The following is a 15,585-nucleotide window of genomic DNA, read 5'->3' on the forward strand; positions in this document are numbered from 1 at the left end:
TGTATTTCTTCATGTTGAAACAGCTTATAAACTTTTACAAGGTCTCTTCACCGGGACCTTGTAACGGGGAGGCTTTGTCCTCCTCCGATGAACATCGTCTGAAGTATCTGAAGTGGTCTACCTTCCTTTCGGCAACCTTTGGCTACGGTATGTATTACGTTTGCCGTCTTAGTCTGAATGTCGTAAAGAAGCCCATCGTAGAGGAAGGAATCTTCTCTGAAACGGAACTGGGAATAATCGGCTCCGTATTATTCTTCACTTACGCCCTCGGAAAGTTCACGAATGGTTTCCTTGCCGACCGTAGCAATATCAATCGCTTCATGACTACCGGTTTATTGGTTACGGCATTAGTGAACTTATGTCTCGGCTTTACCAACTCTTTTATTCTGTTTGCTGTCCTTTGGGGGATTAGTGGATGGTTTCAGTCTATGGGGGCGGCCTCCTGTGTGGTTGGCCTTTCTCGTTGGTTCACGGACAAAGAACGGGGTTCCTATTACGGATTTTGGTCTGCCAGCCATAACATCGGTGAAGCGTTAACCTTTCTGATAATTGCGTCTATTGTCAGTGTCTTGGGTTGGCGTTACGGCTTCTTCGGAGCCGGTATTGTCGGTTTGCTTGGAGCTTTAATCGTGTGGAAGTTCTTTCATGACACTCCCGAGAGTCAGGGTTTCCCTCCAGTGAATGTTCCCAAACAGAAAAAAGAGATGAGTGCAACAGAAACGGCGGATTTCAATAAAGCACAGCGCCAGGTGTTGATGATGCCTGCCATTTGGATTCTTGCCCTTTCGAGTGCTTTTATGTATATCAGTCGTTATGCGATAAACAGCTGGGGCGTCTTTTACTTGGAAGCTCAAAAAGGGTATTCTACCCTGGATGCCAGTTTTATCATTTCTATCTGTCCGGTTTGTGGTATCATCGGTACGATGTTTTCCGGAGTGATTTCGGATAAATTGTTTGGTGGTCGTCGCAATGTTCCTGCCTTAATCTTCGGATTGATGAATGTATTTGCACTTTGCCTTTTCCTGTTGGTTCCGGGCGTACATTTTTGGATAGATGTATTGGCTATGATTCTTTTTGGTTTAGGAATCGGAGTACTAATTTGCTTTTTGGGTGGTTTGATGGCTGTCGATATTGCTCCTCGCAATGCATCGGGAGCTGCATTGGGAGTTGTTGGCATTGCCAGTTATATTGGTGCCGGATTGCAGGATGTGATGAGCGGTATACTGATAGAAGGCCAAAAAACGGTTCAGAACGGAGTGGATGTTTATGACTTCACTTATATTAATTGGTTTTGGATAGGGTCGGCTCTGCTGTCAGTACTTTTTGCGTTATTGGTCTGGGATGCAAAATCAAAAGAGACAGATTAGTTCCAAGTATATTAGGTTAGATTGCAAAACTTGTTTGTAAAAGAGTATAACAAGTGTTTGTTTTCAAAGGTATTGGATTTAATTTCGGGAAGTTCGTTGTTACGATTCTTCCCGAAATGTTTTTATCATATTTACTTCGTATCTGCTAGCCAACGATTGATATTGCGGGTTTCCGCGCTGAATTCCACACCGATCTTCACTATTTCCCGATGGTCTTTCTGATAAGGAATCAGGTAACCTTTTTCATTAATCTGTTTTATTGCTTCTTCTGCGGTTCCATTTAGTTTGAACTCAAATACATAGACATATTTGGGCGTTTTGACCACAGCATCGGCACGTCCGCGGGCACTGCGTACTTCTGCTTCTGTGAATTGTCCCATTAGTTTAAATACAAGATAGAAAATAACCTGATAGTGCCGTTCGGTCTGGTCATTCAGTTCATACGGAATATCAGCAAAGAAAGCCTCCAAACGGGTGAGGAAAGATTCATAATCACCTGTGCGTAATTCCTGAACGAATTTTCCGATATAAAATCCTTGATCGTTGTTCTTCATTGGAGTGTAAAACGGAACAAGAAAGTTAATGAATCCGTAGCGCACTTCATCATTCGGAAAATCAAGCCGATAGTTCTGAAACTCTCTGTCGTAATCCTTAATAGTCAGATATCCACTTTGATAAATCAGCGGTATAGGATTATTGGCATCCATTCTGTATTCTACAAAAGAAGAAGCAGGTGCTTCTATGCCATTTAATAAAGTACGGAGATCATATTCACTTTTTTGTAGTAGTTCAACCAAGAATGTTGGCGTACCGGTTTGGAACCAATAGCTGCCCAACTCCAATTTGCTGAAAGCATTCAATACGCTAAACGGATTGAATACCCCTGAGCCATCCGGGTGAAAATGATAACCGTCATAGTTACGTTTCATTGCTGTGACTACTTCTTCTGGAGTTTGATGATTCTTACGACCGAAAATTTCAATCTCGGGTTTAAAAGTACTCTCCAATTCTTCTTGGGTAATACCGCAAAGTGTGGCATAAGAATAGTCTAAACTAATGTCATTCAACTGATTCAGATCACTGAATACGCTGACTTGAGAGAACTTCGTAACTCCGGTCAGGAAAACAAAACGGAGATATGCGTCGGCACTTTTCAGCACTCCATAAAAGGCTTTTAATGTCTGACGATAGTCCTCGAATAATTTCGGACGAGTAATAGCCTGCAAAAGTGGTTTGTCATATTCGTCCACTAATACGACGACGTTTTTTCCTGTTTTCAGAAAAGCTTGCTCGATCACATAGCTAAAACGTTCTTCAGGACTACGGTCTTTTTTCTCATCACCATAAATAGCTTCCCATTTTTCTAAATATTGGTTTAGCATTGCAATTAAATCCGCTGCTGTCTCATATTTTTTTGCATTCAGATCAAGGTGTAAAACTGGATACTGTTCCCATTTCGTCTCTAGTTGTTCAATGGCTAATCCATTAAATAGCTCTTTTTTCCCTTGGAAATAAGCATCGAATGTCGAAATTAATAAACTTTTACCAAAGCGGCGTGGTCTGCTTAGAAAATATGGCTTTCCCAAATTGGCCATACGCCATATAAGCGCGGTTTTATCTACATAAAGATAATTCTCCTTCCGTATTCCTTCGAATGTCTGTATTCCAATAGGAAGTTTACGCATTAAGTTGTCCATATCCGATGGTTTTAGAGTTTCTTACGCAAAGATACAATATGCAAATGAGAATTTAGGCAGAATACAAACATTATCTTTTCAGAATAAATTCAGTTTTACGCCTTTCATTTGCCGGAGATAATTTATTATCTTTGTAACTTTAACCCGATAATCAATGAGTAGAATAATATTAAATACTAAGATTTGGCTGTTTGTGTTGTTGTTTGGAATGTCGTTTTCCGCGTGGGCACAAAGTGATGATTTCAATACATGGACTAAATTCAAGGTAAATCATAAGATAGATTCCTGTTTCTCGGTTTCAGGCGATTTAGAGTTCCGTATGAAAGATGATGTAAGTCGGTTGGATCGTTGGGGATTGACTGCGGGCGGAAGTTATCGTCCTTATTCTTTTTTGAATTTTGGGGTAGGATATGAGGCTCATCTTTTGAATTTGGGTGATTCAGACTGGAAGTTGAGACATCGCTATCATATATCTGCCACTGCCAACTTTCGTTATCAATGGTTGAAAGTGTCTTTGCGGGAGAGGTTTCAGCAGACTTTTGACCGTGGTGATTCTGAAACTCGTCTACGTTCTCGTTTGAAGTTATCCTATGCTCCTACAAAAGGAATCGTTTCTCCTTATTTTTCTGTTGAAATTTATCAAAGTCTGGATGATACCTCTTTTTGGAGAGCAGACCGTATGCGCTATCGTCCCGGAGTGGAGATTGCTTTAGCCAAACGTTGGTCATTGGATGCATTTTATTGTTATCAATATGCATCTTCGCAAGGCAGACACATTGCCGGAATAGAAGTGGGGTATTCTTTCTGAAATAAATGACGGATAGTAAATAATAACTAATGCTAATATAATAATGTGGAGTTCAGAATGTCTTGTATTTGTATGTGATATGTAAATGATTGATTATTTGTTCTTTATATAAAAGATTGTTTTTTTTAAAGGAAAATATTTCTTTTCTTAACTATAATCTGTACTTTCGCTCTCACATTTCAAACTGTAATGTGGAAATTTAAGATTTTACAGTTGCAACAAACGTGTTGTATGGTTTTTCATAACCGAAAGTGAAAACTTCCTCTTATGGCATTCTTTCTGCCTAATCTAGAATTTCTTTTTTTAACTAATAGAAAAACAAAATGAAAACATGTCATAATCTATCTGTCGGAGTAGGTTCGTTTATTTTCTGTTGTATTGTGTTTACAGCTTGTGTAAACCATATTTCGGAGGAAGGGAAAGACGTCAATAATGGAGATATTCCATTAAAGTTTGTTGCTGATATTCATGAGATTATGAACACCCGTGTAGTAAATAATAGTTTTGAGGAAGGAGATGAAGTGGGGTTATTTGCACTTGCAGGAACTGCTACAATGCAAGAAGAACGTTATGCAGATAATCTTCATTTTGTGCGTTCATCTACTGGTGAGTTTGTATCTGATGAATCGGTTTACTATCCGGATGATGGAATTACATTGAATTTAATCAGTTATTATCCATATCAGAAGAGTGGAGTAGCAATGGGGGAAAGTTCCATGCAAGTGACCGTTGCAACAACTCAAGATAAACCGGATGATTATTCTCATTCTGATTTTCTAGTTGCTTCCAAAAAGGAAGTATTAGCCAGTAAAGACGCAGTTGCTTTGACTTACACTCACCAGTTTTTTCGTATGAAAATAGTCCTTGTCCCTGGAGAGGGAGAGAATATAGAAGAAATACTGTCTGTGAAACCTACACTTTCGGTGAGTGGCTTTTATACTAAGGCTATTTATGATTTTCAGAAGAAAACATTCTCTGCCTATTCTGAAGAGAAAGATATAACTCCTGCAGGAGAATGGGAAATAAAAGACGGTCGACTAGTAGGAAAAGAGCTTATTTTGATTCCCCAAGAGACGACAGTTGGATACCAATACATAACATTGGAAGCTGCAGGCAAACTATATACCAGTTTATTACCACTTACTTTCCAATTGGAAAGTGGAAAACAGAGAGAATTGGAAATAACATTTGTATCGGCTGAAGATATATTGATGAGTGAAATGAATGGAGAAATCGGAGATTGGGAGGGGACTGAAGTGGATCATACCGAATCAGTTATTCTTCATAAATACATAGATGTTTCGGAACTGACTTTTGAAAAATCGAATGTGTACAAAGTGATGCATTCAGGAAAACAAGTAGCCGAAATATGTAAAGAGTATCTTGTAACTCCGGATTTTTCTTCTCAAGCGATTGTTGCTTATCCGATGAAAGAAGACGACAGCGTTAATTTATCTCAAGGGATTGTGGCACAGTTGCTGGGAAAATCAGGAAAAGTGAATGGTGGAAGTGTATCGTGGAATATGGAAGATCACTCATTAACCTATGTGAATGGCACTTTATTGGCTCGCAATAATGTTTATGTGCTGGCAGACGGGACGATCTCCTTATCGGTTGCGATGGCCGATGATGCATTATCTGTTCTAGCATTGGAAGATGTCGTTCGTGACGTACGTGGAGGAGTCATCCATAATTATCCGCTAGTGAAGATCGGAACTCAATACTGGATGAGGAATAATTTGGAGGCATCTTTATATGTAGATGGCAGTTCTATTGCTAGATTAGATACGGTGTCTGCGAATACTGCTGGATATTTGCTGTCTGATACGGGATATTATTTTTATACTGCTAATGTAGCACTTTCTGCTAACATCTTACCAACTCATTGGAGTATACCGGATTGGGAAGACTGGAACATTTTAAAAGATTACTTGAAGGGAGAGGCTTCTTTGTTGAAGTCAGGAAATTGGGTACCCTTAAAGCCGGGAGAACAAGTGCAACCTGCAACTAATTTATCAGGTTTTAATGCTGTTCCCGTGGGAATGTGCGTAGGAGCTTTTCAAGCAGATTATGAGAAAAAACATCTTGCATATTGGACGTTGGACAATACAAATACTGCTATCAACACGAAAGTTTTCTACATGAAAAGTGATACAAATATTATAGAAGAATCTAATGCCGGTGTTGATACAAAAGCTTTTGCTATTCGTTGCATACGAAAGTAAATCGGTGAAAAGGGATTGTCTTTTTCGAAATGTGATGTAGAACCGGAAGAAATATAACCTTTAATTTGAAATGAAAACTCAAGTTTTTGTGATAAATGTTTGGTGGTTTCAAACAAATACTTTACTTTTGTCGCAGTTAATAGAAGAAATATGAAATATACAACTACACATCATCATCATTTTCCTAACGAATAATCGGTGGGCATGGATGATATTGTGTATGACTATATAAATGATAACTAAGGCTTGCCGAATACGGTAAGCCTTTTTTTATTTCGCAGCGCATATTATAATTAAAAATTAAATAAAGTCATGTTAAGAATCGCAGTACAAGCCAAAGGACGTCTCTTTGAAGAGACTATGGCGCTTTTAGGAGAGTCAGATATTAAGTTGAGCACTACCAAACGTACCTTATTGGTGCAATCTTCCAATTTCCCTATTGAAGTTCTATTCCTTCGTGATGATGATATCCCGCAGACAGTGGCTACTGGTGTAGCAGACTTGGGAATTGTTGGCGAAAACGAATTTATAGAAAAAGAAGAAGATGCGGAAATCATCAAACGTTTGGGATTCAGTAGGTGTCGTCTTTCATTGGCTATGCCGAAAGATCTTGAATATCCTGGTTTGTCATGGTTTAACGGTAAGAAGATTGCTACTTCCTATCCGGTTATTCTTCGTAACTTCCTGAAGAAAAATGGTGTAAATGCTGAAATTCATGTGATTACCGGTTCTGTAGAAGTGTCTCCGGGAATTGGGTTGGCTGATGCTATTTTCGATATTGTAAGCTCCGGTTCTACGTTGGTGAGTAACCGATTGAAAGAAGTAGAAGTCGTAATGAAGTCGGAAGCATTGTTGATTGGTAACAAGAATATGAGCGACGAGAAAAAAGAAGTGCTCGAAGAACTACTGTTCCGCATGAATGCAGTAAAAACAGCCGAAGATAAAAAATATGTATTGATGAATGCTCCGAAAGATAAACTGGAAGAAATCATAGCTGTATTGCCGGGTATGAAGAGTCCTACGGTGATGCCGTTGGCACAGGAAGGCTGGTGCTCTGTCCATACAGTACTTGATGAAAAACGTTTTTGGGAAATCATTGGAAAACTGAAAGGACTGGGAGCAGAAGGTATTTTAGTGCTGCCGATTGAAAAGATGATTGTATAAATATATATAGGCATAGATTTCACGGGTTACACAGATAATCTAGTCGCTAATCCCAGATGTCGTGTAATTCGTGCCTAAATAAGATATAAACTATGAAATTGATTAAATATCCCTCAAAAGAGCAGTGGACTGAACTTTTGGAACGTCCGGCACTGAATACGGAAAGCTTGTTCGATACAGTTCGTGCTATTATAAATAAGGTAAGAGCAGAAGGTGACAAAGCGGTATTAGAGTATGAAGCTGCTTTTGATAAAGTCACTTTGTCCGCGCTTGCTGTGACTCCTGAAGAGATACAAGTTGCCGGAAGATTGGTAAGCGATGAATTGAAAGCAGCCATTTCCTTGGCAAAACAGAATATTGAAACCTTTCACGCTTCCCAACGTTTTGTCGGAAAGAAGGTGGAAACAATGAACGGTGTGACTTGCTGGCAAAAATCAGTGGGAATAGAAAAAGTGGGATTGTATATTCCGGGTGGAACAGCACCACTTTTCTCAACAGTGTTGATGCTGGCTGTTCCGGCTAAAATTGCAGGATGCAAGGAAATCGTACTTTGTACACCTCCCGATAAGAATGGAAACATTCATTCCGCTATTCTTTTTGCTGCGCAACTGGCAGGTGTCAGCAAAATATTCAAGGCAGGTGGTGTGCAAGCTATTGCCTCTATGGCCTATGGAACGGAGAGTGTCCCTAAAGTATATAAGATATTTGGTCCGGGTAATCAATATGTGACAGCTGCCAAACAGTTGGTAAGCCTGCGTGATGTAGCTATTGATATGCCCGCCGGTCCTTCAGAAGTGGAAGTGTTGGCTGACGTCTCTGCTAATCCGGCTTTTGTTGCGGCGGATCTCTTGTCACAAGCAGAACACGGAATAGATAGTCAGGCTATATTGATTACCACTTCCGAGAAACTTCAAACAGAAGTAATGGCAGAAGTAGACCGTCAATTAGCCGAATTGCCTCGTCGTGAAATAGCTGCCAAATCATTGGAGAATAGTAAATTGATATTAGTAAAGAATATGGATGAAGCATTGGAACTGACTAATGCGTACGCGCCGGAACATTTAATTATAGAAACGGAAAACTACATGGAAGTAGCGGAACATGTAGTAAATGCCGGTTCTGTCTTCCTTGGTTCGTTAACTCCCGAGAGTGCCGGAGACTATGCTTCCGGAACGAACCACACTTTGCCAACCAATGGTTATGCCAAAGCCTATAGCGGTGTCAGTCTGGATAGTTTTATCCGCAAGATTACGTTCCAGGAAATTCTTCCGGCAGGAATAAAGGCTATTGGTCCTACTATTGAAGAGATGGCGGCTAACGAACATTTGGATGCGCATAAAAATGCGGTCACAGTTCGTCTCAAAGCAATTCAAAATTCATAACTTAAAATTTAAAGAAGTGAAAACATTACAAGAATTAACCCGGCCGAATATCTGGAAATTAAAGCCATACTCTTCGGCACGTGATGAATATAAAGGAGTCACCGCTTCTGTTTTTCTGGATGCAAACGAAAATCCGTACAATACGCCTCACAACCGTTATCCGGACCCTATGCAGTGTGAACTGAAAACATTGTTGTCGAAAATCAAGAAAGTATCTCCCGAACATATTTTTCTCGGAAACGGCAGTGATGAAGCCATCGACTTGGTCTTTCGTGCTTTCTGCGAACCGGGTAAAGATAATGTAGTAGCTATCGATCCTACTTATGGAATGTATCAGGTCTGTGCTGATGTGAACGATGTGGAATATCGGAAAGTATTGTTGGATGATGACTTCCAGTTCTCTGCTGACAAATTGCTGGCAGCTACCGATGAGCATACCAAACTTATTTTCCTTTGTTCTCCTAATAATCCGACGGGAAATGATCTGCTTCGTTCCGAAATAGAAAAGATTCTTTGCCAGTTTGAAGGATTGGTAATGCTGGATGAGGCTTACAATGATTTTTCTAAAGCTCCGTCTTTCCTCGAAGAGTTGGATAAATATCCTAATCTAGTCGTATTCCAGACATTCTCCAAAGCTTGGGGATGTGCTGCTATCCGTTTGGGAATGGCTTTTGCTTCCAAAGAGATTATTGATATTCTCAATAAAATCAAATATCCTTATAATGTCAACCAGTTGACTCAACAGCAAGCCATCGCCATGTTGCATAAACATGATGAGATAGAACGTTGGGTGAAAACTCTGAAGGAAGAACGTGACCATCTGGAAGCGGAATTTGAAAAGCTTCCATGTGCCATTAAACTGTTTCCGTCTGATGCGAATTTCTTTTTGGTAAAAGTGACGGATGCCGTGAAAATCTACAATTATTTGGTAGGTGAAGGAATTATTGTGCGTAACCGCCATAACATTTCACTTTGTTGCAACTGTTTGCGTGTGACTGTCGGTACCCGTGTAGAGAATAATACACTATTAGCCACCCTTAAAAAATATCCGGGATAATTTATGAAGAAGAAAGTATTATTTATAGATAGAGATGGTACGTTGGTGATAGAGCCTCCTGTAGATTACCAACTCGACTCATTGGAGAAGCTAGAATTCTATCCGAAAGTATTCCGTAATTTAGGTTTTATCCGCAGCAAACTCGATTTTGAATTTGTGATGGTCACCAATCAGGATGGATTGGGTACATCTTCTTTCCCGGAAGAAACGTTTTGGCCTGCCCATAATCTGATGCTTAAAACATTAGAAGGAGAGGGGATTACTTTTGATGAGATTCTGATAGACCGTAGTTTCCCAGAAGACAATGCGCCCACCCGTAAACCGCGTACCGGAATGTTGACGAAGTATCTAAATAATCAGGAATACGATCTTGCCGGAAGTTTTGTTATAGGCGACCGTCTTACGGATGTGGAACTTGCCAAGAATTTGGGTTGTCGGGCAATCTATCTGCAAAATTCACCTGAAACCCTGAAAGAAAAAGGATTGGAAGAAGTATGCGCCCTTGCAACAACTGACTGGGATCAGATAGCAGAGTTCCTTTTTGCCGGAGAACGGAAAGCGGAAGTACGTCGTACAACAAAAGAAACAGATATTGATGTGGCTTTGAACTTGGATGGAAACGGCTGTTGTAACATTTCTACCGGTCTTGGCTTTTTCGACCACATGCTTGAGCAGATTGGAAAACACTCCGGTATGGACTTGACAATTCGTGTGAAAGGAGATCTGGAGGTAGACGAACATCATACGATCGAAGACACTGCTATTGCATTAGGCGAATGTATTTACCAGGCTTTAGGCAGTAAGCGGGGAATTGAGCGTTATGGCTATGCTTTACCGATGGATGATTGTCTTTGTCAGGTTTGCCTGGACTTTGGTGGTCGTCCCTGGCTGGTTTGGGATGCCGAATTCAAGCGTGAGAAGATAGGGGAGATGCCAACGGAAATGTTCCTTCATTTCTTTAAGTCACTAAGTGATGCGGCAAAAATGAATCTGAACATCAAGGCGGAAGGACAAAATGAACATCATAAGATAGAAGGTATTTTTAAAGCCCTTGCCCGTGCCTTGAAAATGGCAATCAAAAGAGATATTTATCATTTTGAACTTCCCTCCAGCAAGGGAGTACTTTGATCTTTTTAGAATAACAATATAGACTTATGCAGAAAAGAATCCTGTTGAGCCTACTTTTGGGAGTAATCTTCTCTATTTCAATTTTTAGTCAGAATCTGAAAATAGAGAAGATTACTCTTCCTGATAGTGAATTAACCAATCTGTACAAGATAGATTCAGGTGTATATCGTTCAGAGCAACCTTCGCATGAAGACTTTAAGGCTTTGGAAAAGTATGGTATCGGCGAAGCTCTCAATCTCCGTAATAGACATAGTGATGATGATGAAGCCGCAGGAACGAATGTAAAGCTTCATCGTGTAAAGACCAAAGCTCATTCCATCAATGAAGAACAGTTGATTGAAGCATTGCGTATTATAAAGCATCGTAAAGCGCCGATTGTTATCCATTGCCATCACGGATCAGATCGCACAGGAGCTGTTTGCGCACTTTATCGAGTGGTATTTCAGAATGTTTCAAAAGAAGACGCGATTCATGAAATGACGGAAGGCGGTTTTGGCTTTCATCGTATTTATAAAAATATCATCCGGAGGATTAAAGAAGCGGATATAGAGCAGATAAGAAGAAAAGTTATGTGCACAGAGGGACTTTAGTATGTAATTTTGTGCAGATACATGTCTTGTTGAAATGTTGTATTGAAGCTATGATGAGGCGTTGTTTTTCTCAATCATTCTCACTGCTATGAGAAAAAAATCTCACTGCGATGAGAATATTTTCTCATAGTAATGAGTATTTTTTCTCATAGCAGTGAGAATATTTTGATGTTGTACTTCCTATAAATTCTCTATTTCTTTAAGCCACATGGTTGAACTGGCATCGCTCGGCATTCTCCAATCTCCTCTCGGGCTGATAGAAATGCTTCCTACTTTAGGACCGTCCGGTAAACAAGAACGCTTGAACTGTTGGTTGAAGAAACGACGGAAGAAAATGAAAAGCCATTTCTTAATGGTTTCTTCATCATACATATCTTTGAATGTAGTTTTTGCCAAATAGAATATCTTGGATGGTCGGAAACCAAAGCGTAAGAAATAATATAGGAAGAAGTCGTGCAGTTCATAAGGACCTACCAAATCTTCTGTTTTCTGTTTAATCTCTCCGTTCTCATCTGCTGGAATCAATTCCGGGCTAATAGGAGTGTCTACAATATCAAGTAAAGTAGCTTTCGAGTTTTCGTCCATACCGTTTTCCGCCACCCACTGTACTAAATATTTCACAAGTGTTTTGGGAACACTCGCATTTACCCCGTACATGGACATGTGGTCGCCGTTGTAAGTAGCCCATCCCAATGCAAGTTCCGATAAGTCCCCTGTGCCGATAACCATTCCCCAAGTCTGATTGGCCACATCCATTAGTATTTGTGTACGTTCGCGCGCTTGAGAATTTTCGTATGTAACGTCATGCACATTCACGTCATGTTCGATGTCCTTAAAATGTTGGATGCAGGCATCCTTAATGCTAATTTCACGAATTGATATACCTAATGATTTCATTAGATCGATCGCATTATGGTAGGTGCGGTCGGTCGTACCAAAACCTGGCATTGTGATTCCGAGAATACCTTTCCGGGACAATCCCAGTTTATCAAAGGTCTTCACGCAAACAAGTAATGCCAGTGTTGAGTCTAATCCGCCGGAGATACCTATTACGGCAGTTTTAGCTCCTGTATGAACAAGTCTTTGTGCCAGTCCCGCTACCTGAATGGAGAACACTTCTTCACAATGTTCGTTTAGTTCTATTCCCTGTGGTACAAAAGGATGAGAATTAAATTTCCGGGTTAAGGTTAGTTCTTTGCTGTTGACAAATTCAGTCACAATCGAAACCGCTTTTTTATCCTCTAAGTTTGCTTGATTAGCTGCAAAGGTTGTATTTATTCTGCGTTCTGCCCGGATACGTTCAACATCAATTTCGCTGATAATAAGTTGTTCTTCCATGCTGAAACGTTCGCTGCGCGCTAGAAGGCTTCCATTTTCGTAAATCAATCCGTTTCCGGCAAAGACTACGTCAGTAGTAGACTCTCCAAAGCCGCACGAAGAGAATACATATCCGGCAATACAGCGTGCAGACTGTTGGCTGATAAGCGAACAAAGATAATTGTTTTTGCCGATACCTTCGTTGTCTGCAGACATGTTGAAAATAATTTCTGCACCTTGTAGTGCCAAGGAAGAACTAGGAGGTATCGTAGACCAAAGGTCCTCGCAAATTTCGATACCAAAGGTAGTATCTGAAGTTTCAAAAAGTAGATTGGCGCCTATGGGAACGATCTGTCCACATAGCCGCACATTATTGGTTGTTAACTGGAAAGCCGAGGTAAACCAGCGTTGTTCATAGAATTCCTTATAATTCGGGAGATAAGTTTTGGCTGCAACACCTAGCACTTTTCCCTTCTGAATAACTACGGCTGCATTGATTACTGTCGAGTTGACTACTACAGGCATACCGACAATGGAAATAATATCTAATTGACGGGTGTTATTCAAAATTTGCATCAGGGCCATTTCTGCTTCTTCCAGCAAAAGTTGTTGTCCGAATAGATCACCACAGGTGTATCCGGTAATACTCATTTCCGGGAATATAATGATCTGCACTCCTTTTCCTTCGGCTACTGCAATCAAACTTTCTATCTTCTCTACATTGAATTTACAGTCTGCCACTTTTACGTGTGGCACAGCTGCAGCTACTTTCACAAATCCGTAGTTCATCTTATACCTTATTTATATATAATGGATGCAAAAATAGAAAATAGTTTTGAATAATTATCTTTTCTGTATTGAATCCTCTTAATAAGCTATTTTATATGAGTTGCGATGTTGGTGTTTGAGCAATCTATTGAAAAAACTTTGATTTTGCTTGCAAATCAAATAAAGCCTTCTTATCTTTGCATTGGATTTATAATTGTAATAGATACAACTTTGAAAAGAAAGGAAGATGATGAAACCATACGATCGATTATTAGAGCATAATATCAAGCCTTCCATGCAACGCATCGCTATCATGGAATATTTGATGGAGCATCCGATTCATCCGTCGGCTGATGATATTTATACAGCATTATCTCCTGTGATGCCGACACTTTCAAAGACAACAGTTTATAATACTTTGAAATTGTTTTCCGAACAGGGAGCGGCATTAATGCTTACGATTGACGAAAAGAATACAAACTTTGATGCGGATACTTCTGTACATTCCCATTTCCTTTGCAAACGTTGCGGACATATTTATGATTTGAAATGTCCGGAAGCGATTAAACAAATGGAAAATCAGGAAATGGATGATCATCAGGTATCGGAAGCTCATTATTATTATAAAGGTATTTGCAAGAATTGCTTAAGTAAAGATAAAGAAACACGTATTGATTAATTAATTTAAAATTGAGAAGAAAATGAAGAAATTTAGATGTACTGTATGCGGTTACGTTCATGAAGGTGACGCAGCTCCTGAGAAATGTCCGTTGTGTAAAGCTCCTGCCAGCAAATTCGTAGAAGTTGTTGAAGTAGAAGGTGGCACATTGTCTTTTGCTGACGAACACGTTATCGGTGTTGCAAAAGGTTGTGACGAAGAAATGATCAAAGACCTGAACAATCACTTCATGGGAGAATGTACTGAAGTTGGTATGTATTTGGCTATGAGCCGTCAGGCAGATCGCGAAGGTTATCCTGAAGTGGCTGAAGCTTTCAAACGTTACGCTTGGGAAGAAGCTGAACATGCTGCTAAGTTTGCAGAACTGTTGGGCGACTGCGTATGGGATACTAAAACTAACTTGCAGAAACGTAAAGATGCTGAACAAGGTGCGTGTGAAGACAAAAAACGTATCGCAACTCGTGCTAAAGCTTTGAACTTGGATGCTATCCATGACACTGTACACGAAATGTGCAAAGACGAAGCTCGTCACGGTAAAGGTTTTGAAGGATTATATAATCGTTATTTCGGTGATAAGAAATAATTAAGCCTAATAAACTCTTAAAAGGTCTGTATTCCGCAACGAATACAGACCTTTTTATTTATATTTGTCTATCAATTTTTAAATACCACAGTTATGAGAAAAGTACAACTATTGTTAATTTGTTTAATGCTTTCAGCGGCTGCCTTTGCTGCTGATAAGGTCATTAAATTGCCGAAGCCTAATTTAAACCGCACTGGTGCGGTGATGAAGGCATTGTCTGAACGACATTCAACTCGCGAATATGCTTCGAAAACATTGAGCCTAGCTGATCTGTCTGATTTGTTGTGGGCTGCTAATGGAATAAACCGTAAGGAATCCGGAATGAGAACCGCTCCGTCAGCGTTGAATAAACAGGATGTGGATGTATATGTAGTGTTGCCTGAAGGAAGTTATCTGTATGATGCTAAAAATCATCAGTTGACACTGAAAGCTGCGGGAGATTATCGTGGTGCAGTGGCAGGTGGTCAGGCGTTTGTGAAAACAGCTCCGGTATCATTAGTTTTAATCAGCGATCTTTCTCGGTTTGGTGATGCCAAAAGTCCACGCAGCCAGTTGATGGGGGCTATGGATGCCGGTATTGTTTCCCAAAATATTTCAATCTTTTGTTCTGCTGCTAACTTGGCAACAGTACCACGTGCTTCGATGGACAATGAGCAGCTAAAGAAAGTTTTGAAATTGAAAGATAGTCAGATGCCAATGATGAATCATCCTGTAGGATACTTTAAATAACAATTCGCAGGAAGACTTATAAGCCGTATAAAGAAGATTTATAAGCCTATAAAAAAGAGTGACGCTATCTCTATCGGATACCGTCACTCTT

The 15,585-nt window shown here is 39.9% G+C and carries 13 protein-coding genes; 11 read left to right on the forward strand and 2 right to left on the reverse strand.

The features are described 5' to 3' along the window. Positions 1-11 precede the first annotated feature (11 nt). Positions 12-1,367, forward strand: a complete 1,356-nt coding sequence (locus A4V03_RS06005) for an MFS transporter (RefSeq protein WP_065538294.1) — start codon at positions 12-14, stop codon at positions 1,365-1,367. Positions 1,368-1,498: 131 nt separating this feature from the next. On the opposite strand, the gene A4V03_RS06010 is transcribed toward A4V03_RS06005, so the two are convergent. Continuing rightward, the gene (locus tag A4V03_RS06010) at positions 1,499-3,064 is read right to left on the reverse strand and encodes an ATP-binding protein (protein WP_065538295.1); all 1,566 of its coding nucleotides are present in this window, start codon (positions 3,062-3,064) and stop codon (positions 1,499-1,501) included. 154 nt (positions 3,065-3,218) lie between these two features. Here A4V03_RS06010 and A4V03_RS06015 point away from each other — a divergent pair, with 154 nt between their 5' ends. The 7 genes from A4V03_RS06015 to A4V03_RS06045 all read left to right on the forward strand — a co-directional run bounded on the left by A4V03_RS06015 (position 3,219) and on the right by A4V03_RS06045 (position 11,418). Then, a complete protein-coding gene (locus tag A4V03_RS06015; protein WP_065538296.1) occupies positions 3,219-3,872 on the forward strand; it encodes a DUF2490 domain-containing protein in 654 nt (217 codons plus the stop codon). Between the two features lie 323 nt (positions 3,873-4,195). Next, positions 4,196-6,097, forward strand: a complete 1,902-nt coding sequence (locus tag A4V03_RS06020; protein WP_065538297.1) for a fimbrillin family protein — start codon at positions 4,196-4,198, stop codon at positions 6,095-6,097. A 312-nt stretch (positions 6,098-6,409) separates the two neighbouring features. Then, complete coding sequence (gene hisG, locus A4V03_RS06025; RefSeq protein WP_065538298.1) at positions 6,410-7,261, forward strand: ATP phosphoribosyltransferase; 852 nt, start codon at positions 6,410-6,412, stop codon at positions 7,259-7,261. Positions 7,262-7,353: 92 nt separating this feature from the next. Continuing rightward, a complete protein-coding gene (hisD, locus tag A4V03_RS06030) occupies positions 7,354-8,643 on the forward strand; it encodes a histidinol dehydrogenase (protein WP_065538299.1) in 1,290 nt (429 codons plus the stop codon). Beyond that, on the forward strand, positions 8,603-9,700 hold the full coding sequence (gene hisC / locus A4V03_RS06035; protein ID WP_065540316.1) for a histidinol-phosphate transaminase: 1,098 nt from the start codon (positions 8,603-8,605) through the stop codon (positions 9,698-9,700). Before hisD ends, hisC begins: the two co-directional genes overlap by 41 nt. A 3-nt stretch (positions 9,701-9,703) precedes the next feature. Beyond that, the gene (hisB, locus tag A4V03_RS06040; RefSeq protein ID WP_065538300.1) at positions 9,704-10,828 is read left to right on the forward strand and encodes a bifunctional histidinol-phosphatase/imidazoleglycerol-phosphate dehydratase HisB; all 1,125 of its coding nucleotides are present in this window, start codon (positions 9,704-9,706) and stop codon (positions 10,826-10,828) included. 26 nt (positions 10,829-10,854) lie between these two features. Further along, the gene (locus A4V03_RS06045) at positions 10,855-11,418 is read left to right on the forward strand and encodes a dual specificity protein phosphatase family protein (protein ID WP_065538301.1); all 564 of its coding nucleotides are present in this window, start codon (positions 10,855-10,857) and stop codon (positions 11,416-11,418) included. 180 nt (positions 11,419-11,598) lie between these two features. On the opposite strand, the gene A4V03_RS06050 is transcribed toward A4V03_RS06045, so the two are convergent. Beyond that, on the reverse strand, positions 11,599-13,524 hold the full coding sequence (locus A4V03_RS06050; protein WP_065538302.1) for an NAD(+) synthase: 1,926 nt from the start codon (positions 13,522-13,524) through the stop codon (positions 11,599-11,601). A gap of 229 nt (positions 13,525-13,753) precedes the next feature. Between A4V03_RS06050 and A4V03_RS06055 the strand changes: the two genes are divergently transcribed. From A4V03_RS06055 to A4V03_RS06065, 3 genes are all read left to right on the forward strand, one after another. Continuing rightward, positions 13,754-14,182: a Fur family transcriptional regulator gene (locus A4V03_RS06055; RefSeq protein WP_065540317.1), complete on the forward strand. Its 429-nt coding sequence runs from the start codon at positions 13,754-13,756 to the stop codon at positions 14,180-14,182. A 22-nt stretch (positions 14,183-14,204) separates the two neighbouring features. After that, positions 14,205-14,765: an NADH peroxidase gene (locus A4V03_RS06060; protein WP_065538303.1), complete on the forward strand. Its 561-nt coding sequence runs from the start codon at positions 14,205-14,207 to the stop codon at positions 14,763-14,765. Positions 14,766-14,858: 93 nt separating this feature from the next. Then, on the forward strand, positions 14,859-15,494 hold the full coding sequence (locus tag A4V03_RS06065; RefSeq protein ID WP_065538304.1) for a SagB/ThcOx family dehydrogenase: 636 nt from the start codon (positions 14,859-14,861) through the stop codon (positions 15,492-15,494). Positions 15,495-15,585: the final 91 nt, after the last annotated feature.

The organism is Bacteroides caecimuris (genome assembly GCF_001688725.2).
GTDB classification, from domain to species: Bacteria; Bacteroidota; Bacteroidia; order Bacteroidales; family Bacteroidaceae; genus Bacteroides; species Bacteroides caecimuris.

What these genes read in the sequence shown, in the direction of transcription:
- A4V03_RS06005 (WP_065538294.1), top strand. Translation starts at nt 12, where the DNA reads ATGTTGAAACAGCTTATAAACTTTTACAAGGTCTCTTCACCGGGACCT.
- A4V03_RS06010 (WP_065538295.1), bottom strand. Translation starts at nt 3,064, where the DNA reads ATGGACAACTTAATGCGTAAACTTCCTATTGGAATACAGACATTCGAA.
- A4V03_RS06015 (WP_065538296.1), top strand. Translation starts at nt 3,219, where the DNA reads ATGAGTAGAATAATATTAAATACTAAGATTTGGCTGTTTGTGTTGTTG.
- A4V03_RS06020 (WP_065538297.1), top strand. Translation starts at nt 4,196, where the DNA reads ATGAAAACATGTCATAATCTATCTGTCGGAGTAGGTTCGTTTATTTTC.
- hisG (WP_065538298.1), top strand. Translation starts at nt 6,410, where the DNA reads ATGTTAAGAATCGCAGTACAAGCCAAAGGACGTCTCTTTGAAGAGACT.
- hisD (WP_065538299.1), top strand. Translation starts at nt 7,354, where the DNA reads ATGAAATTGATTAAATATCCCTCAAAAGAGCAGTGGACTGAACTTTTG.
- hisC (WP_065540316.1), top strand. Translation starts at nt 8,603, where the DNA reads ATGCGGTCACAGTTCGTCTCAAAGCAATTCAAAATTCATAACTTAAAA.
- hisB (WP_065538300.1), top strand. Translation starts at nt 9,704, where the DNA reads ATGAAGAAGAAAGTATTATTTATAGATAGAGATGGTACGTTGGTGATA.
- A4V03_RS06045 (WP_065538301.1), top strand. Translation starts at nt 10,855, where the DNA reads ATGCAGAAAAGAATCCTGTTGAGCCTACTTTTGGGAGTAATCTTCTCT.
- A4V03_RS06050 (WP_065538302.1), bottom strand. Translation starts at nt 13,524, where the DNA reads ATGAACTACGGATTTGTGAAAGTAGCTGCAGCTGTGCCACACGTAAAA.
- A4V03_RS06055 (WP_065540317.1), top strand. Translation starts at nt 13,754, where the DNA reads ATGAAACCATACGATCGATTATTAGAGCATAATATCAAGCCTTCCATG.
- A4V03_RS06060 (WP_065538303.1), top strand. Translation starts at nt 14,205, where the DNA reads ATGAAGAAATTTAGATGTACTGTATGCGGTTACGTTCATGAAGGTGAC.
- A4V03_RS06065 (WP_065538304.1), top strand. Translation starts at nt 14,859, where the DNA reads ATGAGAAAAGTACAACTATTGTTAATTTGTTTAATGCTTTCAGCGGCT.